Genomic DNA, 25,972 nt, shown 5'->3' with positions numbered 1-25,972 from the left:
GATGAGGCTATCAATAGAAAAAGCCTTGGTAACAAAAAATGCATAATGAGGGCCACTTCTTTTTAAACCCTTCGCTTTAACTAATGGCCCTTTCTAGCGTTCAGATTAGTTGTTGATGAGCAAAAACCTCTCTCATTATAGAAACAGGCATATTACCGGTGCTTAAAAATGCCTGGTGAAAAGCTCGGTCTAAGGTTTTGCCTGACAAAGACGACTGCTGTTTTTTTATAAAGTCTTGTTTTAGTTGCCAAACGAGTTGGTTACCAACTAAATAACACATAGGGTAACCCCGTTCGGATGAGTACCAGTTTAATTCAGCTTGAACTCGCCCAGAGGTAAAACCAGTAACAACTTGCAGTAGCTCGCCGGCTAGGCGGAAGGGGTCATCAGTTTTAGTTTGTAGAGGTATACCAACATCCAGGTATTGCTTATCGCCTGTTAAGAAAAATAGATCAATAGCCACTCGGGCGCCGATTCGGCATATTTCTCGTTTAGCAATGAAGCGCGCTTCATCCGTTAAGTCTCCCATGTAACCCATATCTAACATATAGTCTTCCAGCATGGTAGTCCAACCTTCTGCTTGTTCTGGTGCGAAAAGGATGCGACGAATTTTACTGTTATGGGTAGCGCTGGTAGCGAGTTGTAAATGATGGCCAGGAATTCCTTCATGAATCATCATCACTGGAATACCCAGCTTATTGTGTTCATCAATTAAGTCTTCACGTAACGTCAGATGAATCAAGCTGGTGCGGGTACCTTCTCGTAAGGGTAGGGGAGAACGCATGGCACCAGCAGGAATCACTGGCTCTAAAAATTTAGGGGTTTGTTCAATCAGCATTTGTTGGTCAGCAAAAATTGGAAATAAATTATGCTGGTTAATAAAATCAATAATTTTTTTATTTTCTTGCTTATAGATATCAATAATTGAATGGAGCTTGTTGTCAATAAGCTCAACCTGATAGTGTTTATTTAAAAACTGCTGAAGTGCTTCGGGTGAGGTATCAGCAGCTAATTGATACTTTTTAGTTAAGGTCTGGGTTAATTCTCCGATTTGCTGCTGAGTGCTGTGTAGAAAGTCGGCAGCCAGTGTTTTTAATTCACTAAAAGATAACTCGATACCATGATTACGAACCACTTGTTGTGCATCATCTATAGATAATGCAAAGTGTTCGGTAGTAGATAGCTGATTTAATTGCCGTTGATACTGATTTAATGCAGTATCAGCTTGGGCAATATGTTTTTTTAGTTCATTTAAACCATTGAACTTTTGTTCCGATGCCCAGTCAGTAATTGCTTTAAACAAGGTTGGTAATACTGCGACGGTTTCTAAGTCAATTGCTTGCCAGCGTTTGACAGGTGTGTCTAAACGCCCCAGCATACTATGCAGAAAGGTGGGAATATTAGCAATGCGAGATGAAATATTTTCTAGACGGTCTCCTGCAGGTCTAGGGTCATCAATAAATAAAGTAAATATACCTTCACTGATGTCTCCACCGGCAGTGGGATGTTGTGCAACTTCCAACCTGTCGTTAAACTGGCGTTGGTAGCGGTGTACAATTTTATTTAGGTGTAACTCAGATAAGCGTAAGTCTGTGAGCAACTCAAAGTCTGTGGTTGTTTGTTTTAATTGGCTAATTTGATTAATTAGATCTTGTGCCTGTTTGGCTCTGGCAGAGCAGCTTTCGAGAGATGGATCGGGTAAATCATTAAGATTTTTGGCGATACCAAGTGCCAGAGAGCCGTTGGGGTCACTGGCCAGAAAGTTGATTAGATCTGTTTCAAATATCTGGTATTGTTCCATGTATGATCCGTTAGTCGGTGCGAGGGTGTTTATTTACATACTTGTCGTCGTATATTTTTAATTAGTTTGGATATAATACTTGCAATATATACATTTGGCCAGTTATGAATGATGTATGACAGTTTTATTGTAAGTTTTTTAACTTCAATGGAGCAGGCTTTTACAATGAATCAGTTGACAGTTGTCACACAAAAAACCATTGATAATACTTTAGAGCAGAAAGCAAATGGAAAAAAGCTTGCTTTAGTTTTCCACTTAAAAGTTAAAGATTATTCAGCATATCAGCAATGGCTGGTTAACAGTAATAAGCAACTGGGTGGCAGGCAATTATTTCAGATAGCAATAGACCCTGCTCCTCGTGAAGGCATGCTAATTGATCAGCTTATAATTAACGAATATCCCTCTGCACAATCAGCACTGGCATTTATGGCTAAATTTGGCAGTACTTTACAGTCAATTTGCAGTGTTTATGAAGTACTGGCTATTGTACCTGAGCCCGCAATGACTTTTTATATGGTTAAAGTAATATCTTGGTTAGTCAGGTTGTTTAAAGGTGTAAAAGATAAACGACCCCTTGCGGCAAACTGGACAGCAGATAATGTAGCAGTATGGCCTGATGAAAAACAAATGAATGTGGCAAGAAAGCAGAACCTGAATAAAGCACTTTTTGTCTATAATCTGAATAAGTATAAGACAGTTGCAAATTATCCTGAGTCTGAAAATATTGATAGCCTGGTTAGTGGTCAAGTAGCTTATGATCGTTATGCTAAAATTGCTGGCTTTGAGTTATTGAGAAGAGGTGCCTATCCAGTCTATGGAGGAAAACCTATTTGCCTACTGGAAAGTAGTCAGGGTTCTATGCTGGTAGACAGTTGGGATAAATTTATTTTTGTTCGTTATCCTCAGCGTCGAGATTTACTAGCCATTATTGAAAGTGATGAATTCAATAATGGCCAAATTCACCGAGATGCGGGGTTAGAGCGAGTCGCTATTTTTATGGGCAGCTAACAACCGCTTTATAGGGAGTTAGCCATACATAGGCGTAGATATGAGAACCACACTGCTTACAAAATACCCTGAACTTGCCAATGGATGACTCAAATGCTTGAAGTGAATCCTCTCCATTGACTAATTGAAAGCTTGAGGCGTCAATTGTTACTCCTATAGCAAAAGCAGATGAGTGTGCTTTTCGGCAGGTTTGGCAGTGGCAGCACTCTATCGTTGAAAGGGGCTGTATTGACTTGATACATCACGGTACCGCAAAGGCACTCACCATTATACAGGGTAAACTCCTGACAAATAACTTATTTACAATAAGTTAAGCTACTTTTGCATAGAAGTCATGAAGTATTTATCTGCTCCCAAGCACATTTCTCATTTAAAATCTTACAGTGCCTTGCGAAAGCTGAATGCCTTTTAATTTTTCTACAGTTTCCTTGTTTAGTGGATTGTTGTTTACTTCCAGTACAATAAACTTATTGAGCTCAGGAAGTGTTAAGCTTGTAATGCGATTATTTATTGCACTTAATACGGATAGATTAGTGTTTTTTGATACATCAAGGTCGCGGATTTTATTTGATGAGATATCTATATGGCTTAGCTTAATATTATTTGAAAAATTAACTTTTTTAAGTAGGTTGCTTTCTATAGTAATTTCTTCCAATAGCGTATTACTTTTAATATTAAGGTCTCCAATTTTATTATTAGATAGCGTGAGTAATCTAAGTTTTGGGTTGTTGCTTAAGTTGAGCTCAGAGAGTTGGTTTTCAGCAAGATTGAGTTCTTCTAATAGTGGGTTATTTGATAGATTAAGCTGTAGTAGTTGATTTGTAGATAGGTTAATTTTCTTCAGATTAGGAAGGTACTCTATTTCATCGGCATACATGATTTTCATATTGGGGCAGTCAATCACCTCAATTTCATTTAAAGCTTGTTTCTCACTTTTAGTTAAACAACGATAGAAGTACTCATCCCTAAATCTAAGATCAGATACATGTTTTAACTTGCCTGCTCCTTTTGGTAAGGCGCTCGCAAAACTTAACATATCTGTCAATAAAACAGAAAATATGGTGGTAAAAACCATAATGAAACTAAAGATTTTTTTGCTGTTCATAAAAATATCCATTTAATATAATACGCTGAAGGCAAGCACATTCTCTCATCAAGAGCTGTTTTCACTAAGATACCTTTCATCAAGAGTAGTACAACGAGTATTCTACTCCATTAATAATTGTAAAAAGTAACTTTAAGGCAGTTATTTTCTTTTTTATTTTATGCCTTCAAGATGCCCTGTGAGGGTTAGGTGGGACTAAGGTGCTGCTATGCCTGCAACTATGTTAATCAATGATTATCTTTTTTTTTGCGATATAAGTCGAATGTGGGGAGGTGAAAATCAGTTTTATCTACTAATACTTATCTTTTGTAATAATAAAAATAAGACAAATAAGGTATTTGAATGAAGCTACTAATACAAATTTATATCGCGCTAAATGTAATTTTTATTTCATCATTTGGCTGGGGGTATACCAATAATTATTTAATTGGGCAAGCTAAACGAGATATTACCGGATCGGCTGCGGAAGTGGTGATGTTAGGGTATGCCAAATCAGATCAGGTAGCAGCAGGTATTCATCAACGATTATGGGCCAGAGCATTTGTGGTAGCTGATCGACTTGACCAACAGCGGGTTGCTTTAGTGACTATTGATGCTGGTATGGTTTTTCAAGGGGTGACTCAAGCGGTTGTCCAACAATTGCAACAAAAGCTTGGCGGGCGGTATAGTGACAGAAATTTGTTGATTACCGCGACTCATACTCACAGTGGGCCAGGCGGGTTTTCCCACTATGCGTTGTATAATATTTCCAGTAAAGGCTTTATTAAAGAAAATTTTCAGGTAGTAGTTAATGGTATTGTCGATGCTATTATTGCAGCAGATCGAAACCTTAAGCCTGGTTATATTTTATTGAATAAAGGTGAATTAACCGGGGCTAATAAAAATCGTTCGCTAGCGGCTTATTTGAATAACGCAGATGCAGAATATTATCCTGCTGAAGATCGGCACATGACTGTTATAAAGTTTGTGCAGCAAGGGAAGCCCATTGGGCTATTGTCTTGGTTTCCAACTCACGCTGTTTCCATGCCAAATACTAACAAGCTAATTTCAGGTGATAATAAAGGTTATGCGGCTTATTTATTTGAGCAGAAAATACGTCAACAGACAGGGGGAGTAGACTTTGTAGCAGCATTTGCTCAATCCAATGCTGCCGACATGTCGCCTAATTTAGCGCTAGATGGTACAGGACCAACTAAAGACTCTTTTGCTAATACACAGATTATTGGGGAACGACAATTCAAAAAAGCTTGGTCCCTCTATCAATCAGCTAGTACCCAATTAACAGGCCCTATTGGCTTTCGCCACCGCTATGTCAACATGGCTAACCAACAGGTGTTACCTGAGTTTACTGATGGTGAGATACGTAGAACCTGTACTGCTGCACTAGGTTATGCTTTTGCTGCTGGTACTGAAGATGGTCGAGGGCCTTTTTCATTCCAAGAGGGGGCGTTAAAGGAAAACCCTTTTTGGAAAGCGGTTACCTGGATGCTCACCCAGCCATCTGCTGCACTAAAACATTGTCAGGCGCCCAAACCTATTTTATTGGCTCAAGGAAATTTTAAGCCATTTCCATGGAGCCCAGAGATTCTACCTGTCAGCTTATTGCAAATCGGTCAACTAGGGTTGCTGGGGTTACCTGCTGAAGTGACTGTGATGGCAGGGCGTCGGTTAAAGACAACAGTTGCCGTACAGGCCAGCGCCTTATTTTCCCATCTGGTAGTGGCAGGGTATGCCAATGCCTACGCGGGTTATTTAACGACACGAGAAGAATATAATAAACAACACTATGAGGGTGGCTCTACTCATTTTGGCCCCTGGACATTAGCTGCTTACCGGCAGATATTCGCAGGTTTAGCCCGGTCATTAGCGGGAGGCATTCCAATAGCGCGTGATATGGAGCCATCTCCTAGAGACTTATCTGCACATCAGTTAACTTTTCAGACAGGAGTTGTATATGATCAGCCTCCCCTTTTTAAACATATAGGGGATCAGGTGATGGATGTGCATCCCAGTTATCAGTCTGGTGACACAGTACAAGTGAGCTTTTGGGCAGGCCACCCTAAAAATAATATGAAAACCGGTAGTAGTTATTTGTTTGTTGAGCAGCTGGTAACAATTGAAGGGAAGCAAGCCTGGCAGCCCATATATACTGATAATGACTGGAATACCCGCTACCATTGGCAGCGTAAAGACCCTTTATGGGGCACTTCTGTGGTAACAATCAGTTGGCAGATTCCCGTTGATCAGCAACCAGGACATTATCGTATCCGACACGAAGGTACGTATAAAAAGAATTGGACTTACCAACTGAAAAACTACCAAGGGGTTTCAAGTATGTTTGAAGTTGTTGGAAGGGGGAGGAATAAATAAGTAGAGGCCATAATGCCCAAAGCGATGGGCGTGTGTTGAAATAACTTGGATTAGGCCTCTTATTTGATCTACTTGATTAAATATAAAACTTCTGTAGCTGAATCTTTAGTATTGGTGGCTACGAAAGTTTTGTAGTTCAGTCATTAACCAGTCTCTACTGGTAACAGGAGGCTGGTTATTACACTGCACTTGATAGTCTTTACCTGTTAAGGTACTGCGGCTTGCAGCCAACTGGATAAAGCGCTCAGTGGTTTGAATATCTTCTTTGAAGTAGTCGTATTTATTTAGAATATGTTGGGCAGCCTCAAGAGAACTATGTGAAGCGCCATTGCGCATCATGGTGCAGGCTGAGTTTCTAACAAACTCTAATAAGTGGGCTACTTCTTCTTCTTGCTCTAGACCTAACGTTTGGCTCTTAGTATTGGATATGTCCGCTTGGCTATTGCTGAACGTTGGGATAGTCAAGCTAAACAGAGTTGTCATCAGTAGTAGCTTATTGACTAAGTTGAACATGATTTGATCACCCTCTATTCAGTTATTTGATGTATCAATGACTCACAACTAAACCTAATTCACAGTTTATAAAGGTTGGTAATTTTCACCCTTCATTTAAGAAAGATCAAATAAGTAGTTATGCGATACTGTGAATTACTGCACTAAAAAATAAATCAATTTTAAATTAGCGGATAAAATAACCTGCTGACAAGTGCTGTTTATAAATCATCATGTAAGTCTGTGTTTACTGACATTGTTTTTTGATTTTTTATCCATAACTCTTAGTAATGTATAAATTATGAACTTATTATCAGTATTAGTTAGATTCGCTTCAATCAAAAGTTTTGCTGTATTTCTAGGGTTTTATTATGCCTGAGTAAACAGGGTATTTATGTGCAGTTATTAACCTAAAGTGGCTTTACTTGGAGGAGTTGTGCATTCTGTGATAAACGCTTGGTTATTATTTGGTAACTATTAATTTTGGTGGGCTAATTTGTATCATATTGTTCGTAGTAGATTTCGTTTTTAAGAATAGAAAAATCTCAGTGTATCCTTAAAGAAAGTCACAGATTATAAAAAATGAGTATCAGTCGTGAGTGAAACTTAAAAATGAGTTGTGATTAGTACGCTAATACAACACAGAATAAAGTTTTTAAACACAACGAGAGGCTTTACCCTAATGTTGCATAGTTTTTTGTCTCATGAGCCCCAAGAGATTATCCAACGTTAGGGCTTTATAAAGTAGGTTCATAAGCTGGCTTATTCTGTAATGGCTGTGTTGTGTGTACAAAATAGATGACTTGTTGCTGTTGTAACGTACGAAAAAAATAACACAGCTTATTGGCTGTTAGTTCAGGTATTTGTGACTTCATTGCTGTTGCAATTGCTACGATGGTATGAGCTCCATCACACAGAGGAAATATGGGGGCCAATGCGGCCGCAACGGAGAGTTGCTTTTTACTTCCTGCGTTAGCATTACTATGAATTAAGCAAATACGCTGGTTATGGCTATTCTCCACTAGCTGTATATGAACACTTTGGAAGGTGCGAGGGCGCAATAGCAATAGGTTTTCTGCAGCATCATTACTAAAGCGCTTGTTAATCCAGTAGTCACTATACACCAGTGAGGTTAAATTGCTTTCTAAAAACTGGCCAATGATGCTATCCGTTTGTGTCACTAAATCATGAGCAGCAAGACTAAAAGAGGCAACCCCAAGTAATGGGTAGCCACTACGCTGGTAGTATGCTTGGGCAAGCTCCCATAATTCAGTGTCCCAATCGGGATTAAGAGCCTGAACCAACATACTAATTGGTTGTAGACCAGGTAGTTTGGCTCGGTGCTCACTGAGTAAGGTGCGTTCTTGTAATACCCAGGGCAATGGTTCAACGGGCTCAGAAAACCAATGATCACCAGGTGCTATGACCAGGCATCCTTGTTTATGTGGTTGGCTAGTTAGACTGTTGTTCAATACTTCTAAGCAAAGGGGCGCTTGTGCATCAAACAATACCAGAGTATCCATTGCCTGAGTAGCTGTTTTTTGGCGTACCCAAGCAATCGCTTGCTTGTTTAGTAGGAGATCAACGGCTTTGTTAATGATACCGTTAGAGAGTTGCTGGTAATGAATAGCTTCTGTCATTGGAGACTGCTGCAGTTGTGCTGCTATATCAGTTGGTTTGGATTGCAGTGGGGGGGCAATGGCATGCATAGTATGGGTTGTGCCAGCGACTTTGGTTGACTCAGCAAATACCCTGTTGATTTGGTCATTCAGCTTGGAGTTGATCGGCTGCAATAAATGCACTACTTGTCGCTGACAGGCTTCAGCGATTGGTTGAAGCCCAGCCTGTTTGCAAGCAAGCCCTAAGTTAAAATGTATGTAAGCAAGTGCTAGTCGATCACGTAATATCAATTGGGTATTTAATGAATCGACGGAACGTTTAAATAACTCGCCTAAGCTGGGTAGCAAGCGCTCTGTAGTACCTTCGAGAGATTGGCAGCGAGCCAACTCCAGGCAGTGCCAAAATGCAGTGACTGCTTGAGGGTATTGTTTTAGGGCAAAATTCAGGTGGCCTAATTTAGCATGAAATACCATTCGTAATAGAGGTGATAAATCACCATTATCGCCTGCAATGGCATTTTGCAGATAATTGAGGGCACTTTGTAACTCATTATTGACTGTATGTACCCGAGCCAGATTTAATTGCAAAATACTGTCTATAAATAAATCACTACGAGTCGTTGAGCGAGCCAGTTGTAAAACCTCTTTTTCGTAATTAATGACATCATTTACACTGCGACTACGAAATAATCCAAAAGCCATACTGTTACGCACATAAATAGCATGGTTGGCTTCACCCTTTGTTTCATAGCCATTTAAGGCTGCTTGTAAATAATCTAAACCTAAAGGGTAATCACCAGAACCAAAAATAGCGTTGTGACCTAATAAATGTTGCCATCTTGTTTGGGCTAAGGCATCTTTTTCTACTGCAAGCACTTTTTCCAGGCTCTGGTGGGCTTCCTGGTGATCGTCAGCTTCATAAGCTAGCAAACCTTGTAGCAGCAATCTATTCTGCTGATCTGATAATTTATTTTCATTGAATAAAGCTAAAGCGCAGTCTACATAATACCTAGCCGTTGGGTAATCAGCTAAATTCCATGAATAACATAAAGCACGCATTGCTGCTTGGGCTTTAAGTAATTGTAGGTTATTAAGTGATTGTTGATTGTCATTATTGGCTTGTTTGAAATCTTTAGTAACAGATAGGAAGTGAGTTAACTGACTGGCGTAATAAAATGCTTCACAACCAGTTGGCTCATTTTTTTGCTGTTCTAATAAAGTTGCATAAAAAGCTTGCTGTTTGTTATTAACAGTGGTCATAAGCAACTCTTTTATCTTATTGGTAATACCCTGGTGAGCAATACACAAGCCTCGCTTGTCTTCTCTTAACCAACCTGTTTGGCATAGAGTTTGTACCTCTGCTGTTGCATCATAACCCAATAGATTATTTATGGTATGAACCGGTAAAGGACTATATATAAAATTGAATAAGGCTAGAATAGAGTGGTCGACACTCGTTGTGTCATTATTATAGGTTGAGTGAACATGGCTATACAACAGTTGCCAGCTAGCTGCGTTGGCAGTATCGGGTAACGCTTGGCTACATACCCATAAATGCAGTGGTACGGTCTCTGATAGATGAACTAATAAATCCAGTACTTGTTTTGATAGTGAATCGACTTGAGAGAAATCTTCGATACAAATGAATAATGGCAATCCAGTTTCATGAGCAACTGCAGTAGCTGCATCAAAAATAAATTTAACCAGTTGGGTTTGGATGCGTGGTTTAATTTCACGTTTACGATAAAACTGTATAAGTGCATCTGAATTATTCTGCAATACAAAGTCAGCGAGGAGGGCACGGTAACCTGTTTTACCTTGCAATGCCGATAAGTCTTTTAATTGGGGGGCCAACGTTAATATGACTGCCCCATAACGCGTAATTAATTCGGGTTGGGTGGTTTCCAGTCGCAACACTAATTCAATGACAAGTTGAGCAATTACATTCCAAGGATGTTTGAGATGGTTATTACCTGTACTCCAAAGTGAAATTGCACCACTATTACGAGCCTGTTGGCAAATGACCGCTAATAATGAGCTGGCTTGACTCTGATGGCCTTGCAGCCATACATGGGCTGTTTGTTGTGTGACTCTATTTAACTGTTGGTCTAGAATATGGGTGCAGATAATATCAGCTGCTGTCATTGTGGGGTGAGTCATTAATGCGGCTTCCTGTTATTTAGATTATAAGGCCACCGATTTCTGTATTTTTATATATCTATTTGTTGGGGGTGCCAATGACGATGGGTAATAATGTGGACTCTACTGTTCCATCAATACCAATCAGTTGATTTACTTTATCATCCAAAAATCCACCCAGTAAACAGCAGCCAAGGTTTTCATCAACGGCTTTCAGGCTAATGGCTTGTGCTACCTCACCGGCTTCCATTAATGTCATCCGGTAGCCTCGATCACCATATTTGGTTGTACTGCGTTCAAATAATGCAGTTAAAATAATTATTGCATTAGCAGTATCGACTTGTACGCCTGTTTCATCCATAAAAATACATTGTCTGCATTCATTAGAAAAACTCCCAGTTTTTATTTTATGCAGCACATGGTTATCAGCCCCATAATGATAAATACCTTGCTCTAGTCCTGCTACTCGAAAAACAATGCTATATATTTCCAGTGGATAAAGTGCCCCGCCAGAGGCTACTGCTCTAAATTGCTCACCACTGGTTCGGCCATAAGCAAAATACAATAAACGAGTTAACTGCTCTAGGGTTATGTATTCGCCTGAGTATTCTCTAAGAGAGCGACGTTTAACAATGGTTTTTTCCAAATTATTATTTGGCGTTGGCAGTGATAGTGCTATTTTAGGCGCTAAACTGTAAACCTTATAGCTTTGACTCATCATCGATAATACTTCAGGTTTGTGGTTTAATGCTTGCATTGCTTTGCCGGCACGTTTAGCTGAGGTAGCAGTAAACTTACTGTTTTCATGGAACAACTCACATAACAATGAGTCGTTTTTTAAAGGCATTCGAGAATTACTACCAATTTTATTACGCAATTCACGCTTAATAACATCCATGAATTTCTCCTTATGGAAATGGGTGAGGCAGAGGATTTAATAATTCTGGATTAGTAGGTACACTGCTCCAGCCCATTTCTTGCGAGATAGTAAATAACCGGTTAACCCCTAAAAAAGGCCAGTTATGATTACCATGCAAAGGCACTAACCCTGGTACAATAACACGAACCACGCGTAGTCCAACCTGGGCGATATCGGCAGTGGTAATATCAACGACAATTGTCTCATAACCAAGCTTGGCCAAAAAAACCACTACTTTTAATAAATCACCTTTTACGCTGCCTGTGCTTTGATCTTTTAGTGTGGAGGCGTTTATAGATTGCTTTGAACTTTGCAAGCTTGCCAGAGTGTCATTAATTAATTGAGGTTGCTTAACATAAAGACTGCAATGTTTATCAAATGAAGTAATGTCTGAAAAATTGCTGGCAGGTTGCCAGTCTTCATCTTCCTGACGTAAATAACGCAGGTAGGACATCGTTTGGCCTATTTCTAGAATTGATTTAGTCATTGCTGCCTGTGGTGATAAGCGAGCAGCAGAGCCAACAGCAATCACAGGACCAAACTCACTAGGGCGGCGCATGACTACCCAACTACAATGTACGGGAATATCCAGTGTTATATCATACACTGTAACATTGACTTGCGAATCTGAAGCGTGAAAGCGTTGATTTAACAGTGAGTCTAAAGGGTTATTTTTAGTAGTTACCTGTCGTTTAATTCGTCGATGCAGCCAGGCAATCGTAAATGCGTCACGCTCGATTACTTCATATAAACCAGACAAAGTGGCTTCTTCAAAACTGGAAGAAGCTGATAAGCCACTGGAGGCGTTGGACTCAATACGTGCTTCATCTGGCCCAGGTTGATAACTCATATAAACCTGCGAGGCGGGCACTAGGCGCCAGCATTGATGAGTCAGCGAATAGCCCCAAACCCAGCGAATGACGGTATTTTCATCAAAATACTGAGTAGCTGACGGGCGAGCGGCTAATTGCTGAGGTGATAATAAGCTCATCAAGGCCGGTGCAACGGCTTTATCTTTTAAATTTTTGGCGGAGTCTAAAACCATATTATCCTGGTTGTAAAATAACATGGCATAACGTTCTGCGGTTTCACCTATGGTAGCTGCTAACGCCGCTTCCAGGGTGAGGCCAGCACCACCTGCCTTACTGGTATTTGCCTGGTTGGTAAACTGGGAAATATCACAAGTAGTTACCCCGAAAGAAAAACATTCAGGGTCACCCGGACAGAAAACTCCTTGGTTAATAGTACGAATAATGCCTGTACGTGGAGAAATTAAAGGGGCAGCACGGCGAATAGTTTGGGCTGGGTCAGATGGAGGAACATCCTGTAAGTCAATCAAAGCATCTGGGGCTTGCCGCGGGTCCGTATTTTCAGGATTGCGATCCCAAACGTTTTGCATAATTGGCCTCTTTCCATGGAAAATGTGAAGGTCCTGTTACACGACACTGGCAGTGAGGTAATCGCAACACATCGTGTATTTGGCTTGACCAGGTATCGCTATCCAATATTAATAACCGTCCAACCAGGTTGGCATCGTTATATTGAGTCAACCACTTTATTGTTTCTGTAACAGCAACACCGGCAATCATTTCAAACTGTGCAGTTAGCCCGACAGCTTGAACAGTCGTTTGTTGCTGGCGTAAATGGTTTTGAAAATCTCGGTATTCGTCAGGAAATTGTAAATTAGCTAAGATACGTCCTTGATAGCAGTTATAACAGGCGGAATCACCTGGTAAAAATAAAGGGCCAATGCAGACCAGTTGATGATTATCTACTTGAACTAATAGCCATGCTAAACCATGGGTTAATGCATATTGATTAATGGTTTCACATAACGCAGGGTCTTGCGCATCTCGACAAACAATCAATAAATTGGGTTGATCCTGGACAGGCAGACTTTGAAAAGCGTTAGGAAATAGTTGTTGTCGATCAAGTGGATAAAATGTCACCAGGCTATCTGAATCTGGTTGGGCTGGCCAGGTATTTTGTAGGGTAGTGATATCATCTTGATTTTCACAAAATACTGAAATAGAACCAATACCACTGCGTTGCAGCAGACTGATCATTGCCGTACCTACGCCATGACTGTAAATAATAGCTACATGGGCATTATTCAGCTTGTTTTGCATAGCGTGCCCTCCATCTGTTGCAAAGCGTGAAAAAAATAGTAATTGATTTTGATGAGCATTTGGCAAGTCAGACGCGCGGGAATAACTATGGCCCTCTTCAAGCAGCGTACATTTATCTAAATGTTGAAGCAGCGCTATGGCTGTTGATGGATCAATCTGACGTTGTTGTAAAATGTTTAGCAGGGTAGTTTGATCATATTGACCTGTCAGCAATGAAAGCACTTCGCTAATGGCTGCAGAGGCTTGTTCAGATTTTGCCCTGATCTGGGTTATGTCTTCATCTCCACCACGGATACCCCACCCGCCATTAGCGAGTGGGAAGACCGTTAAAAAGCGCTTTAACTGCGGTCTATTGAATGAAAGTTTCATTGGGGGTTGTCATTGTTTGAGCAGTTACAGCCAGCACCACAAGGTACAGTAATATCAGCTACTGCATGTTGTGTGGTGTTTTCTTGAAGGACTGTAATTTCAAATAAATCATCATCTAGTTTTTTGTGAAAATCCTTTTCGATATTATTTTCCATCGCTTTATCCTTGTTTTGTGTAGTGCCAGATAGTGGCTATACCACTTATAGACTGCTGATCTATCTCTGACAACAATATGACTACGAGTAGGGTTAGTCTAAACAGCATTGCAGTAATAATTTCTTCAAATTATTATGCAGTTTTTGGGAGATGATACAGCTTTACACTGCTTTGATGGCTGCTGATATAAATGTCTCTCAAAAAGACACGCTAATTATAACTAACTAGCGCAGCCTATATAGTGTTAGCACTTTGTGTTTTGAGTGTATATACGACATTGGTGGAATAGCTTGTAAGCTCTGTCCTCAATTACTGAGTTGTGTGATATAGCCGATTATAAAATTGAGCAACAGCCGTTTTTTTCAGCCTGTATAATGTAGCGGGGCGGTTGCTACCATAGCGTTTTTCACCCGTATCTTCTAATAAATCCTCATTTAAAAACCGATTGCGGATTGAGCGCATGGGAGGTGTTTTGCCAAGAATAGCCAAAAATACATCACTGATATCGGCTAGGGTGAAACATTCTGGTAATAAATAAACGGGTAGAGAAGTATATTGTACTTTATTTTGTAGGCGCTCTAACGCGACTGATATTAATTGGTTATGATCAAAAGCTAACAGCTGTCCCACCGTATTGCCTTGCAACGTTAACCAACGGGTATCAGGGAGTAATACCTGATTGGCAGCAGAGCCAGGAAAGAGTGCATAGTACACAACAGTAATTGACCAGCCACGGGGGTCTCGCTGTTGATTGCCAACGGTTTGCACTTGCTCTAGATAGGGCGCTTCCGTGCCTATTTTGGCAGCTAATTTGCGTTGAGCAGTAGTATCTAAATTGTCATCCTGACTAATATCAATAAACCCTCCTGGCAACGCCCATTGTTCTTTCGCAGGGTGTTGATGGCGTAAACAGGTCAGTACCTGGAGCCGGTGGTTATGAAATCGAAACGGTACTACATCCACAGTACATAATGGTGCATCAAAATCTTGAACATTGTATTGAGCAAGATATTCAGCTTCTGTCAGTTGGGAGTGATCAACCATGGTTTTCAAAGCAACTTGTTGTCAACACACTAATACTGCTGTGTTTATACCATTAATTTTGATTACTGCAAGTTTTGCTGTATCTGACGAATGAGGTCTTATCACTCACCGTGTACTGCATTGTGATTATAACCTTTTGATGCTTTAGCTATAACGGTTTAAACCAATTCCCCAGGATTTGATCAAAAAAATAACAAGCCTACTTGACTTGATAGAGAATCTAATTCATTATGTTAGTGAATTAAGTTCTTTAAGAAGGTGGGGCATGGCTAACTCTATTGAGAAGACAATTGATAAGTCTGCAGTAGTGACAACAGCGGCTATTAACATCGGGCCAAGGCACACGGTCGCTTCCTTTGATGTGGATGCACAAAATTGCTTTACACCGGTTTGTCCTGATGAGTTACCTGTGCCAGCAGGTAATGAAATTGTGACAGAGCTTAACCAGCAGGCTGAGTTAGCACATTACCGCTTAGGCTCTAAAGATGCTCATTCACCCCATGCGGTTTGGGTTGCTGATCAGAACCATCCTCCGCTAAGCCCGGTCAAGGGGAAAAATGTGGATATCCATTGGCCTCTTCATGCAGTACCAGGAACAAAAGGGTTTACACTTATTGAAGGGTTGCCAGAAGTGACTGCTTACGACTTTTTTGTATGGAAAGGGGTTGAGCCAGATATGCATCCTTATGGTGCTTGTTATCATGATTTGGCAGATACTAAAAGTACAGGCGTGATTGAATACCTGTTGGTAAATAAGGTGCAAACTGTACTGGTGGGTGGTTTGGCGTTGGATTATTGTGTTAAAACAACGGCTTTGCAGTTGGCTAAAGCTAATTTTCAGGTAATCGTTAATTTGGCTGCTTGTCGAGGAATAGCTGAAAACAGTATTAACGAAGCGCTTAATGATATGCACCAAGCGGGCATTTTACTTATAAAGTCTGCAGCACAAGTTAAAAACAGCCAGTAAGGAATAGCCCATGTCCCGATCAATTATTAAAACACCTTTGGATACCGATTTATATAAATTCACTATGCAACAAGCGATGTTGCATCAGTATCCAGAGGCGGATGCTGTGGTACGCTTTAAATGTCGTAGTGACTTTGACTTAAGGCCGTATCTTCATGAAATACGGGACGAAGTAGAGGCTTTATCTGAATTGTATTTTCGTGAAGATGAACTGCGCTATTTAAAAAAATTGCGGTATATAAAAAAAGATTATGTCGACTATTTGCGCTTATTTCGGTTAAACCCTAAGCATGTAAGAGTATTTATTGAAGATGGTCAGTTAGCAATTACCGTTCATGGGCCATGGGTTCACATTACCCATTTTGAAATTTATATTTTAGCCATCATCAGTGAAGTAGTTGCGCGTAATAAATATTCTGATGTGGATTATAACGAAGGACGCCGCCGCCTTTATGAAAAAATAAAAATGATTAAGCAGGCAGCAACAAAAATAGATTTGTCGGGCTTTAGTTTGGCTGAGTTTGGTACCCGTCGCCGTTTTTCCAGAGAATGGCAGTTTGAGGTGGTTGACATTTTAAAGCATGAGTTGGGTGAATATTTAGTTGGCACCAGTAATGTAGATTTTGCCCGTGAGCTAGAGCTGTCACCTATAGGCACCATGGCTCATGAATGGTTGCAGGCGCATCAAGCACTAGGCGTTAGGCTCATTGATAGTCAGAAGGCAGCCCTGGATGCTTGGGTAAAAGAATACCGTGGTGATTTGGGTGTGGCATTAACCGATGTGATTAGTATGGATGCTTTTTTGCGTGATTTTGATATGTATTTTGCTAAATTATTTGACGGTATCAGGCAAGACTCTGGCGACCCGATTACTTGGGGTGAAAAAGCGATTGCACATTATGAACGGTTAGGTATTAACCCACGTAGTAAAACGCTCATTTTTAGTGATAGCCTGGATATTCCAAAAGCGCTTGAAATTTATCAGCATTTTACCAATAGAATAAATGTCAGCTTTGGTATTGGCACTAACCTAACTAATGATTTAGGCTGCCCAAGTCTTAACATTGTTATCAAAATGGTTGAGTGTAATGGTCAGCCGGTAGCGAAATTATCGGACAGTACAGGTAAAACTATGTGCCAAGATGCAACCTATGTAGAGTATTTAAAGCAGGTTTTTCATTATAACGGACCTACCGTTTAATCCTATAAGAGGTTTGAGTACCTACTTACTTGCAAAAAGCGGGTTTTAGAAGGCTCAAACCTTGATATTGTACAATTTCATGCCATGCTTATTGGTACTTATATCCGTAATAGAAGTGCCAATTATGAACACTAAAAAAGTAATCAACCTGTCACTTAAATACCCTCGTATTACCGTACGTACCCTCGCTACTTTAGCTGCAATTGGAGACAATGAAGGTAGCTCTGTATCTGAAATTGCTCAACGAATGGAGGTTGGCGAAAAAAATGTAGCCACCACAATTCGGCGGCTAGAAGAGGGGAGGGCAGGCAATCCAGATGAGCAGCTGATTCGTGTGAAGCAAGATGCTAAAGATAAAAGGTTTAAGTTGATTTATCTCACAGCAAAAGGACGCAATATTTTGAAAAAGCTTTAGCCTGAATGCTTCTCTCGGTGCAGAAGATTGTCTTGTGGTCTGGTCAAACCAGTATCTATATATTCTCAACAACAAATTAAAAAGCCCTATCACTAAATGTAATAGGGCTTTTAATCAATCTATATCAGGGCGCTTCATCTGGCAAAGGCTCTGGTTCTGGCTCTGGTAACGGTGGAGGGACGACTACAGGTGGTGCTGGCTCAGTAACTGTAGTGAGAGGGTCTGTTTCCACACTGGTTGTTACACTAACACGCCTTGATCTAATGCGGCTCATGCGCTTTTCCAAAGGACTTAAGCTGTTATATTGACTTTGTTTATTGCTTCTGAAAAAGTCAAACGGTACGGTGAAGGCAGCGGTCAATAGATTAGTTTCTTTATTGACATTATCATGCTGATATTCTGCACCTAAGGTAATGCTACTACCAGGAATACTGCTAACGATATTGGCAATGTCATATTCCAGTCTAACTCGACCACCAGCAATGTGTTCGGCGCCATCAGCATCAAAATAATAACTTCCCCCATAAATGCGCATTTGACTATCATCAGTTTCATCCCAAAAAGGGAGCCGATAACCTACTTCTAAGTCAGCACCGTGATAGGCAAATTCTTTTCGAATTTGGTTAGTGGCTGCATTGCGACTGACTTCTTTTTCTTTATCGCCTATCGGAATATAGAAATTAAATCTAAAATCCCAGTCAAATGAAACTACTTCAGCACCAAAGTTTAGTTGGTAAAAATTGTTGTTATGTTCAGTGCGTTTATTGCCAAGAAAACCATAACCACCGATTGCCCAGTCTTCATTAATAATTTGCCGGTAACCGTAACCAGCTTGCCCTTCTGCAAAGTCATCGTCAGCTTCAGCCAGAATATTTAAATAAGAAAGGCCTGAGTCATCCTGGGTTAGCGGAATAAATGAATTGAAGTCGCCAAACGAGCTACCATCAGTATAAGCCCCTTCACCTGATAACCAGCCATCCCATTTATTATTGGTTTCGGCTGACTCTTCTGCATAGCTATTAATACAAAATAATGTGGTGCTAACGCTAAAGATAAGTAATGCTTTATTTTTGATCATATTACGCCAACTTCCTGGTTACTACTTATTCGCCTTGGCTATGTAAGCCATTTGCGAAGAGTGTATAGCTTATGTGTTTGGGTAGCTATCCTATGTAAAACCGCACTATAAAAGTTTGACTGATTTCACGCAATATAAAATGATTAGTCAAAAGAAGGAGTGTGGTCAAATAATAATCGTTTTTTTAAAAACCAGACTCTCTAATTAAAACAGCGAAGATCTGATTATAAATTCGAGTGATTAAACTTTGTTCATTACCATCAATTTTTACTGTGCCATTAATCATCTGGGTAGGGTAATTAGGATATTCTATTGCTTGAAAGGTGACAGGATAAATAGGCTGCTCCGGTACAGCTTGGTTATTCGGATTTAATCGTACCGCGATAGGGCCACCAAATATTGATTGAAAAAAAGTGTGCTCAAGGAAGGGGGAATTAATAATGCTGACTTGATGTAATTTTACCCTTATTGGGGAGAGTTCAGGTATGTCGGGGTAAAATATGCCTGACTTAGTGTCACTTAGTTGATTGAGCGTTGTTGCTATGCTGTATCCCGTTAAATAGGTATGTTTTGACGTAATAAGTCGACCTAAAGCATTTTGAGAGTTTACCCATTGGTCAATATGTGGAGCAGGGTTATGCCAGTAAACTGTGCCTGTATAGGGTGCTTTTAAAACAAGTAAATCACGCTTTTGTTGTAAACCATCTAGCTGTTGCTTTGCTTGAGCTAATTGTTTTAAAAGTAGGGTACGATTAAACAATAGCTGATCTGTGCCAATGGTTTGACGTAACTGTTCTTGAAGATGGCCGATTTTCAATTGGCTAACATTAATCTGATGACTTAATAGAGGGTTTTCTAAGGTAAGAATAGGGGTTCCAGCAGTAATTGATTGTTGATGATTGACATGTATGGCAGTGATTTTTCCAGCAGTAAAGGTATACAGTTGTTGGCTTTGCTGAGGAAGGTAGAGTGCAGGGATAAATGTAGGCCAACTGAAAGGATAGCCTAATAATATCAAGACAATGATAGCAATGGTGGCAGGCAACAAACATTGCTGTGGTTTCTTGATAAGTTCTTTTTTGACAAGTTGCTTCAGCTGCCACCACTGTTTTAGTTCAGAAAAAATTGGGCGTAAAATTAACCAGTAAATTTCAAGTGAAAATAAAATTATGCCTAATGTCTTAAAGAAAAAAGAATAAACCAACAAAGCAATACTAAAAAATACGATTAAACGAAAAAACCAGGTTAGCCAGGCATAAAGCACAAGTAAACGAACAGTATGGAGGGGGAGTTGAATCGGGCAAGGAGTAGTTAACCCTAAACAGAATTTCCGTAAAAACCACTTACCACAAATAAATGCTTTAGTTTGTAAGTTGTCAATAGCAAGCCAATCAGAGAGTATATAGTAACCATCAAAGCGCATAAAAGGGTTTAAATTAATGATCAAGGTTAATACTAATCCGCTAGTCGCAATAAAAGCTGCACAGTTTTGCAGTGGACCGGTTGGTAAAAAGTGCCACAAGAAGATCATTAAGCCGGCGATAAAGAACTCAGTTAATACCCCTGCTCCATCAATAACTATTTTTTGATTGCGCTTAACCAAGCGCCAGCTATGGCTGGTATCAGTGTAAAAACGTGGCCATAGTAAAATAATGGCAATACCAATACTGTTAGTTTTGCATTGGTAGTATTTTGCTGCAAAAGCATGACCTAGCTCATGGGCAAATTTTGTAAATAACAAACATAGAATAAATAGCACGATGCCAGTTGGTTGAGTTAAGTAGGAAAAACTATTGACAAAAATATCCCATTGCTTATACGTCCAAAAGCTGCCAATAAAGGTCATTATCAACCAGCAATACAATAAATAAGGTGATAAAAGCTTTTTTACCAAAGGTAATAAAGTATTAATAAAGCGGTCTGGCTGCCATAGTGGGATTTGCCAACATAAATAATGCTTTAATAGTTGGATTAAAGGGTTACTGTTAGTGGGAGAGTAGTTTTGATACGAGTCAGTAACCAGTTGGTGTTTAACTAAAAAAGATTTAACTTGGTTAATTTCATCAGTGGTTGTTTGAACATTTTTGTGTAGGTTGATTGTTGCAGAGGGAGCAGAATAAAACTGTTGCTGGATAATATTATAAGTTCGCCAGCTAATGCGAAAATATTGATTTTTAGCAGGATCATATAGTGACCAACTAGGCTCGCCGTTGATACTCTCAGGGCCGCGGAAAAGTTGCAAGTCTTGACGTAAGCAGAGAGCTTGCATACTAAACCCCCAAATACTGTCTTATAGCTGTAATTGGCCGCCTGAATAAATAGTAAAACAGTGATACTGGCTCGCTGTAAACTTTTGCGGTACCTTTTAAACCAATTTGCGCTTTTGTGTGTTTATTGTCCAATGAAGCTGAGAGCTGATAGCTTAAACCAGCAAGAGGGTGTGGTGCTGCTGTAAAACTGACCTGCTGTAGGGTTGCCTGCAATGGTTGTAAAGGCACAGCATCTAAAAACAGTTTAATTTGAGCTTTTTCAGGGAAAATGGTGTGGTTTTTTACTGGTACATAGATATTAACCATTACATCTTGAGGATCACTAATCGTCATTACTTGTTCACCAGTGATGACAGGGCGCCCTTGCCAGTCGCTGACTGAAGAAAATTGTACAATGCCTGCTTGAGTGGCTACTACTTCAGCTTGATCCAGTTGGGCTTGAGTAAATTTTGACTCGGCTAAACGCAGCTTAGCTTCAGCTTGATAAAGGGCAATATTATTTTCAACCAAAGATTTTTTTAATGAGATCTGTAGTGCTTGATGATAGCGGGTATAAGCAAGATTTAGTTGTTGTTGGCTAATGGCATACTGATTGGCAAGCGCTGTTGTTTCAAAACTAAATAATTTTTGCTGGGATGCGACAGATTGATTGGGTTTAACCCATAACTGTTTAATAACGCCATTGATAGGAGCGCTGACAATAGTTGGTGTGCGAGCAACGATTTCAGCTGGAGCAGTAATGGTTAAACTGACTGGATAACAAAATAGAAAAATTAGTGCTATACAGCAAGCAATGTATTTTTTTGGGGTAAGTCTGGACAGTTGTTTATCTTTGAGCCCCAAAGCTTGAAAGCCATGTCCATATATTGTTGATAAGTGAGTTAATAATGTCTGCTCAGCGGGTTGCCACTGCTTTTGGGCTCGTCCAAGCCATAATCCTCCGACTAGCTTACCTGTTGGTAGCTTAATCGGCTGATATAGTATGTGAGGCATCATTAATTGACGATAGCTATTGTCAGTATTCTTGCAAAGTTGCTGGATATTAGGGTTAAGGGCAGATTGTTTAAAAAAAGTCGAATGGGATTGAGTGATTGCTTTGATGATGCAAGCTAAAGGACTGTGTGTATCGACAACGGTTGTATTGGCTATACTCACTAATCGCCATTGGTGCCGGTGGCGAAAAACTAAAAAAGCTTGGTCATAACGCAATAGTTGTCTGGTATGGTTAACTGCAAGAAATTGTAGAGCCTTAATTGACTTCGTTTGACGAACCTGATTTTCCAGTTGAACTAATCGAGTTAAGTTTGTTATATATTTTGGGCTATGTTGTTTAATGCCGGTATTTATATCGTTCATTTGACTAGAGCGGTGCCACTCATACCAACTACAAGCTGCTTATTAGTATGTTGATGAATTCGGGCAAAAGCGCGATAGGTCTGGCTGACAGGGTCAATTGTGGGGCTGACTTGGGTAATGCTGATGGAGATTTGATGTGGACTATCATCAATCTGGAAAATAAGTAATGTGGTTGGCTTGACTTTGAAATAAAAACTGTCAGGAATAATCAGTTCTACAGATAAATGTTGATGATCGATTACTTCAATAATGGCATCGCCAGCTTTAATACTTTGGTAGGGCTGTGCCAGCAGTCGAGCAACTTTACCTGCAAAAGGTGCTTTAATATGACAGCCTTGAACACTGATATTGGCTTTTGTAATGCTTGTCTTAGCAATATCCAGCTCTGCTTTGGCAAGCGCTACTTCTAATTGACCAATTGCATTATGCTTCAACAGTGATTGGCTGTTTTGGTAGTGTTTTAGTTTGGCCCGATATTTTGCTTTTGTTGCCTGAAGTTCTGCCTGATAGTGACGACAATCCAATCGCATTAATAACTCCCCTTGCTTAAAGGCTTTGCCAATACCCAGCGGTAGTTGAGTAATTTGGCCGCCTATTTGCGAGGAAAGCACCACTTGATGTTGAGACTTGATAATTCCTCTAATTAAGGATTGTTGAAATAAAGGAGAACTTTCATTAGCTAATGGTTGCTGGTAAGTAAGGTTTTGAGTGAGAGTGGTTGAAGCTGAACTGAAATTAATACCAGGCTGGCTAATATGGGTTATTAGCAGAAAAAAAATAGAATGAATGAATAATAACTGCATATGGCCTTCACGCGTTTTAATCAGTCAGCTGAAGTTATTTTGTCACCTAATTCAAGCATTTTTTGCTCTATACCGTTTGCCCAACCAGCTAAGGTATTATCTGTTATTGTTGTAGGTAGTACATCAATGCCGGAAGCGACGAGTAACTGACCAAATGTGTTGTGTACATCTGCATAGCTTAAGTCACGTCTTAATTTGCCAAGCAAATGGTTGAGTTCTGCCCTTAATAATTCATTTTTACCTAAGCGTTTTTTTCTGGCATTGACTCTCACATGGTGAACAATTTTCTGTTCGATCTGGCTAAAGTGACTGGCTGCTTTAAACTCATCAATGGCTTGATAATATGCCTGCCAGGCAATGTGTATTTGAGATAATACAGCCATATGCATGGCTAACCGATTTAATCGAATAATGTTTTGTTTTTCTTTAGCGACTTTCAGTCGACTCAACTGGGAAAATGTGCCCAGTAAGTTATAACTGACATCAATGCCGATGGTCCCCCAGTGCTGATTGACTAAAAAATCATTACTATTGTAATAGCCGGCTGTTTGTAACTTTAAATGGGGGAGTAGTTGTAACATTGCAGCCTTGGTTTCAGCGGCAGTTATTCGCTCTTTATAGGCTTCGTTTATTAGCTCAGGACGATGCAATAATGCATGTTGCTCGAACTCGCTAAGTGACATAGGTGGGTCTGGTAACCACATGGCGTTTGCAGCAGGCTCTATCACTTTAATATTGCTGCTGGGTAGTACATTAATTAACTTTGCCAGTTCGGCTTTTGCTGGGAGTACATTTTTTCGTAAAATGTGTAATTCACGAATAATTAATAAAATATCTCGTTGATAGGTTAGTGCAGTAAAAGGCGATTGTAGTCTTTTTTGACGGATGACTTCGCTGTCCCTTAGCGCATTTTCTGCTTGTGCCATTACTCTATCGATGTGCTTCATCAGGCGCTGTTGGGCGACTGTTCGCCAATAGGTAGAACGCACATCCAACATAATTTGATGAGCAGTCTTACGGATATGTTCTTTAGCCATTAAATAACGATCAGCTTGTTGTTTGGCGCGAACATAAGACAGGCCAAAATCCAGTACACTCCAAGTGAAGGATAAACTGGCTTCACTGATTTCTCGATCAGAGGATGTGGATGGCTCTAATGTTTCAGTGCCTGTTTCGATTGACTCACTAGAGGATGCATCTAGATTGGATCGATAGTTATAACCAGCTCGTGCGGTAAGTTTTGGAAGCAGCTCAAAACGGGCGGTATTTAACTCTTTAGCCGAAAGTGCTCCGTGTAATAAGCTAATGCGATGATTAAGATTATAGCGAATAGCCCTGGCCATTGCCTCTGATAAAGCCAGGGGCTGGGTGAGTGGCTGTTGTTTAGTTTGTAATGCTGATTGGTCTTGGCTTAAACGTTGTTGGTGTTGCTGAGGAGTGATAGGAATAGGATGAATGCTACAACCACTCAATATTATGAAAATACCTAATACAACAATGGTTTTATTCATTTCATAACAACAGACAACAACTAACTATATCTATTACTGTAGTATAGCATTTGTAGATTATTGTGCGGTTTGTTGTTGATAGTGAACTTCGCCTGTGTGGGTATTAATAACGACTTCTTTCCATACTGTATCACCATTAGCAAGCTCCACTTGTACTTTTAATGAAATCTGGTCTACATCAGCTGGTGGTAATCCAGTAAATGTGCCTTTATTTTTATTAAAGTTAAACCAAGCAGGTAAATCTGAACCATCTATTAATTGAGCACTATAACCCACTACCTGTTGTCCTTTTAATTGGCTGGAATGTTCCAAAGAACCAAATAACCCTGTATTGTCTGCTTTTGTCTTAATAATTAAAAATTCAGAAGCACTTAAAGCAGGTTTGTCAAATGCAATAATAACGGGGCGTTGTGTTATTTCCTGGTCAGTGACTGGGCTTTGGTTAAATAAGCTGTTAGCTGTACGGGTGGTATCTGGGTTATGGTGGCCTATAGATTGATAGTCTTGTGTTGCAGTTGCTATGTCCGCTTGACTTAAAGACGGTGTAATACTAGTAGCAATATCCAGTGGTTGTTGTGCATCTGTTGTCGTAGTTGTCAGCTCTTCATCGTCTGTTATTACAGGTTCTTTAGGTAACAGGTCAGTATCAGCATCTGTTATGGTACTGGCTGAACCAGGTAATGTCGGGGCAGTGGTTTTAGCAACCGCAATATTGGTATTAATATTTGAGCTGAAACCTCCTTGCCCATCGGTTAAGTGAAACTGAATGATGCGATTGCCTGGTACTGGCAAGGTGGTATCGTTAATAAAAGCAATATTCCGCACTAAAGTTGAAAGGACGGTTGGTGTCGCTTGATCATTTAAATTAATTACCAGAGGATTACCATTACTACCACCAGAGAAAGTGCCAATGGTAACCCCTGAAAAATTAATAGTATTACCAGTTAGTCTAATTTGATTGGCGTTGCTGGTTGAACGAATCGCCAACTGATCATGTCGGCTGTCACTTCCTGTAATTAATTGTACGGTTAACTGACCTCCGGAAAAATGGGTATTGTCAGGATCAATGACAATGGCGTTTTGTCCTGCATCAATGGGAACAAGTCCTGAACCTTTTAAATAGATTTGACTATCACCAGCTAAATTATTAATGGCTGGTGTCCCATTGACATTCACTGTGGCTTGCACAGGCAAGCTATTACCCCCATTACCATCATTTA

21 protein-coding genes are annotated in these 25,972 nt (G+C 40.0%); 5 read left to right on the top strand and 16 right to left on the bottom strand.

What is annotated here, in order from left to right:
• Positions 1-100: 100 nt before the first annotated feature.
• Entirely contained in the window at positions 101-1,801 is a 1,701-nt protein-coding gene (locus ORQ98_RS23020) for a DUF885 family protein (RefSeq protein ID WP_274691164.1), read from the bottom strand.
• A 165-nt stretch (positions 1,802-1,966) separates the two neighbouring features.
• On the opposite strand from ORQ98_RS23020, the gene ORQ98_RS23015 reads away from it, so the two are divergent.
• A complete protein-coding gene (locus ORQ98_RS23015) occupies positions 1,967-2,809 on the top strand; it encodes a Dimeric alpha-beta barrel (RefSeq protein ID WP_274691163.1) in 843 nt (280 codons plus the stop codon).
• Here ORQ98_RS23015 and ORQ98_RS29675 read toward each other — a convergent pair.
• Both ORQ98_RS29675 and ORQ98_RS23010 read right to left on the bottom strand, forming a co-directional pair.
• Positions 2,796-3,038 (bottom strand): GFA family protein, encoded by a 243-nt coding sequence (locus tag ORQ98_RS29675; RefSeq protein WP_483414577.1) that lies wholly within the window; start codon positions 3,036-3,038, stop codon positions 2,796-2,798. The two genes, ORQ98_RS23015 and ORQ98_RS29675, sit on opposite strands and share 14 nt — an antisense overlap.
• A gap of 141 nt (positions 3,039-3,179) precedes the next feature.
• Positions 3,180-3,914 (bottom strand): leucine-rich repeat domain-containing protein, encoded by a 735-nt coding sequence (locus ORQ98_RS23010; RefSeq protein ID WP_274691162.1) that lies wholly within the window; start codon positions 3,912-3,914, stop codon positions 3,180-3,182.
• Between the two features lie 342 nt (positions 3,915-4,256).
• On the opposite strand from ORQ98_RS23010, the gene ORQ98_RS23005 reads away from it, so the two are divergent.
• The gene (locus ORQ98_RS23005) at positions 4,257-6,284 is read left to right on the top strand and encodes a neutral/alkaline ceramidase (RefSeq protein WP_274691161.1); all 2,028 of its coding nucleotides are present in this window, start codon (positions 4,257-4,259) and stop codon (positions 6,282-6,284) included.
• Positions 6,285-6,389: 105 nt separating this feature from the next.
• Here the strand turns inward: ORQ98_RS23005 and ORQ98_RS23000 are convergent, their stop codons facing one another.
• The 7 genes from ORQ98_RS23000 to ORQ98_RS22970 all read right to left on the bottom strand — a co-directional run bounded on the left by ORQ98_RS23000 (position 6,390) and on the right by ORQ98_RS22970 (position 15,151).
• Positions 6,390-6,797: a DUF5329 family protein gene (locus ORQ98_RS23000; protein WP_274691160.1), complete on the bottom strand. Its 408-nt coding sequence runs from the start codon at positions 6,795-6,797 to the stop codon at positions 6,390-6,392.
• 716 nt (positions 6,798-7,513) lie between these two features.
• Positions 7,514-10,555 carry a hypothetical protein gene (locus ORQ98_RS22995; RefSeq protein ID WP_274691159.1) on the bottom strand — a complete coding sequence of 1,014 codons (3,042 nt, stop codon included), beginning with the start codon at positions 10,553-10,555 and terminating at the stop codon, positions 7,514-7,516.
• Between the two features lie 58 nt (positions 10,556-10,613).
• Complete coding sequence (locus tag ORQ98_RS22990; protein ID WP_274691158.1) at positions 10,614-11,432, bottom strand: SagB/ThcOx family dehydrogenase; 819 nt, start codon at positions 11,430-11,432, stop codon at positions 10,614-10,616.
• 10 nt (positions 11,433-11,442) lie between these two features.
• Positions 11,443-12,852, bottom strand: a complete 1,410-nt coding sequence (locus ORQ98_RS22985; protein WP_274691157.1) for a YcaO-like family protein — start codon at positions 12,850-12,852, stop codon at positions 11,443-11,445.
• A complete protein-coding gene (locus ORQ98_RS22980; RefSeq protein WP_274691156.1) occupies positions 12,824-13,951 on the bottom strand; it encodes a TOMM precursor leader peptide-binding protein in 1,128 nt (375 codons plus the stop codon). Before ORQ98_RS22980 ends, ORQ98_RS22985 begins: the two co-directional genes overlap by 29 nt.
• A complete protein-coding gene (locus ORQ98_RS22975) occupies positions 13,948-14,106 on the bottom strand; it encodes a hypothetical protein (RefSeq protein ID WP_274691155.1) in 159 nt (52 codons plus the stop codon). Before ORQ98_RS22975 ends, ORQ98_RS22980 begins: the two co-directional genes overlap by 4 nt.
• 310 nt (positions 14,107-14,416) lie before the next feature.
• Positions 14,417-15,151 (bottom strand): NUDIX hydrolase, encoded by a 735-nt coding sequence (locus ORQ98_RS22970; protein WP_274691154.1) that lies wholly within the window; start codon positions 15,149-15,151, stop codon positions 14,417-14,419.
• Positions 15,152-15,416: 265 nt separating this feature from the next.
• On the opposite strand from ORQ98_RS22970, the gene ORQ98_RS22965 reads away from it, so the two are divergent.
• From ORQ98_RS22965 to ORQ98_RS22955, 3 genes are all read left to right on the top strand, one after another.
• The gene (locus tag ORQ98_RS22965; RefSeq protein ID WP_274691153.1) at positions 15,417-16,118 is read left to right on the top strand and encodes a nicotinamidase; all 702 of its coding nucleotides are present in this window, start codon (positions 15,417-15,419) and stop codon (positions 16,116-16,118) included.
• Between the two features lie 10 nt (positions 16,119-16,128).
• Positions 16,129-17,319: a nicotinate phosphoribosyltransferase gene (gene pncB, locus ORQ98_RS22960; RefSeq protein ID WP_274691152.1), complete on the top strand. Its 1,191-nt coding sequence runs from the start codon at positions 16,129-16,131 to the stop codon at positions 17,317-17,319.
• 124 nt (positions 17,320-17,443) lie between these two features.
• Positions 17,444-17,734: a MarR family winged helix-turn-helix transcriptional regulator gene (locus ORQ98_RS22955; RefSeq protein WP_180569478.1), complete on the top strand. Its 291-nt coding sequence runs from the start codon at positions 17,444-17,446 to the stop codon at positions 17,732-17,734.
• A gap of 124 nt (positions 17,735-17,858) precedes the next feature.
• On the opposite strand, the gene ORQ98_RS22950 is transcribed toward ORQ98_RS22955, so the two are convergent.
• From ORQ98_RS22950 to ORQ98_RS22925, 6 genes are all read right to left on the bottom strand, one after another.
• The gene (locus ORQ98_RS22950) at positions 17,859-18,812 is read right to left on the bottom strand and encodes an inverse autotransporter beta domain-containing protein (protein ID WP_274691151.1); all 954 of its coding nucleotides are present in this window, start codon (positions 18,810-18,812) and stop codon (positions 17,859-17,861) included.
• Between the two features lie 184 nt (positions 18,813-18,996).
• Positions 18,997-21,081 carry a hypothetical protein gene (locus ORQ98_RS22945; protein ID WP_274691150.1) on the bottom strand — a complete coding sequence of 695 codons (2,085 nt, stop codon included), beginning with the start codon at positions 21,079-21,081 and terminating at the stop codon, positions 18,997-18,999.
• A 1-nt stretch (position 21,082) separates the two neighbouring features.
• Positions 21,083-22,438 (bottom strand): efflux RND transporter periplasmic adaptor subunit, encoded by a 1,356-nt coding sequence (locus ORQ98_RS22940; RefSeq protein ID WP_274691149.1) that lies wholly within the window; start codon positions 22,436-22,438, stop codon positions 21,083-21,085.
• Entirely contained in the window at positions 22,435-23,241 is an 807-nt protein-coding gene (locus ORQ98_RS22935; RefSeq protein ID WP_274691148.1) for an efflux RND transporter periplasmic adaptor subunit, read from the bottom strand. The genes ORQ98_RS22940 and ORQ98_RS22935 overlap by 4 nt, the downstream gene beginning before the upstream one ends.
• Before the next feature lie 20 nt (positions 23,242-23,261).
• The gene (locus ORQ98_RS22930; protein WP_274691147.1) at positions 23,262-24,752 is read right to left on the bottom strand and encodes a TolC family protein; all 1,491 of its coding nucleotides are present in this window, start codon (positions 24,750-24,752) and stop codon (positions 23,262-23,264) included.
• 57 nt (positions 24,753-24,809) lie between these two features.
• The coding region (locus ORQ98_RS22925) for a hypothetical protein (RefSeq protein WP_274691146.1) at positions 24,810-25,972 on the bottom strand (1,163 nt) is incomplete at its 5' end.

Source organism: Spartinivicinus poritis (assembly GCF_028858535.1).
Lineage (GTDB): Bacteria > Pseudomonadota > Gammaproteobacteria > Pseudomonadales > Zooshikellaceae > Spartinivicinus > Spartinivicinus poritis.
This window is presented reverse-complemented; position numbering and strand designations above follow the sequence as displayed.

Coding starts and splice junctions, on each gene's coding strand:
- ORQ98_RS23020 (WP_274691164.1), bottom strand. CDS start 1,801: ATGGAACAATACCAGATATTTGAAACAGATCTAATCAACTTTCTGGCC.
- ORQ98_RS23015 (WP_274691163.1), top strand. CDS start 1,967: ATGAATCAGTTGACAGTTGTCACACAAAAAACCATTGATAATACTTTA.
- ORQ98_RS23010 (WP_274691162.1), bottom strand. CDS start 3,914: ATGAACAGCAAAAAAATCTTTAGTTTCATTATGGTTTTTACCACCATA.
- ORQ98_RS23005 (WP_274691161.1), top strand. CDS start 4,257: ATGAAGCTACTAATACAAATTTATATCGCGCTAAATGTAATTTTTATT.
- ORQ98_RS23000 (WP_274691160.1), bottom strand. CDS start 6,797: ATGTTCAACTTAGTCAATAAGCTACTACTGATGACAACTCTGTTTAGC.
- ORQ98_RS22995 (WP_274691159.1), bottom strand. CDS start 10,555: ATGACTCACCCCACAATGACAGCAGCTGATATTATCTGCACCCATATT.
- ORQ98_RS22990 (WP_274691158.1), bottom strand. CDS start 11,432: ATGGATGTTATTAAGCGTGAATTGCGTAATAAAATTGGTAGTAATTCT.
- ORQ98_RS22985 (WP_274691157.1), bottom strand. CDS start 12,852: ATGCAAAACGTTTGGGATCGCAATCCTGAAAATACGGACCCGCGGCAA.
- ORQ98_RS22980 (WP_274691156.1), bottom strand. CDS start 13,951: ATGAAACTTTCATTCAATAGACCGCAGTTAAAGCGCTTTTTAACGGTC.
- ORQ98_RS22975 (WP_274691155.1), bottom strand. CDS start 14,106: ATGGAAAATAATATCGAAAAGGATTTTCACAAAAAACTAGATGATGAT.
- ORQ98_RS22970 (WP_274691154.1), bottom strand. CDS start 15,151: ATGGTTGATCACTCCCAACTGACAGAAGCTGAATATCTTGCTCAATAC.
- ORQ98_RS22965 (WP_274691153.1), top strand. CDS start 15,417: ATGGCTAACTCTATTGAGAAGACAATTGATAAGTCTGCAGTAGTGACA.
- pncB (WP_274691152.1), top strand. CDS start 16,129: ATGTCCCGATCAATTATTAAAACACCTTTGGATACCGATTTATATAAA.
- ORQ98_RS22955 (WP_180569478.1), top strand. CDS start 17,444: ATGAACACTAAAAAAGTAATCAACCTGTCACTTAAATACCCTCGTATT.
- ORQ98_RS22950 (WP_274691151.1), bottom strand. CDS start 18,812: ATGATCAAAAATAAAGCATTACTTATCTTTAGCGTTAGCACCACATTA.
- ORQ98_RS22945 (WP_274691150.1), bottom strand. CDS start 21,081: ATGCAAGCTCTCTGCTTACGTCAAGACTTGCAACTTTTCCGCGGCCCT.
- ORQ98_RS22940 (WP_274691149.1), bottom strand. CDS start 22,438: ATGAACGATATAAATACCGGCATTAAACAACATAGCCCAAAATATATA.
- ORQ98_RS22935 (WP_274691148.1), bottom strand. CDS start 23,241: ATGCAGTTATTATTCATTCATTCTATTTTTTTTCTGCTAATAACCCAT.
- ORQ98_RS22930 (WP_274691147.1), bottom strand. CDS start 24,752: ATGAATAAAACCATTGTTGTATTAGGTATTTTCATAATATTGAGTGGT.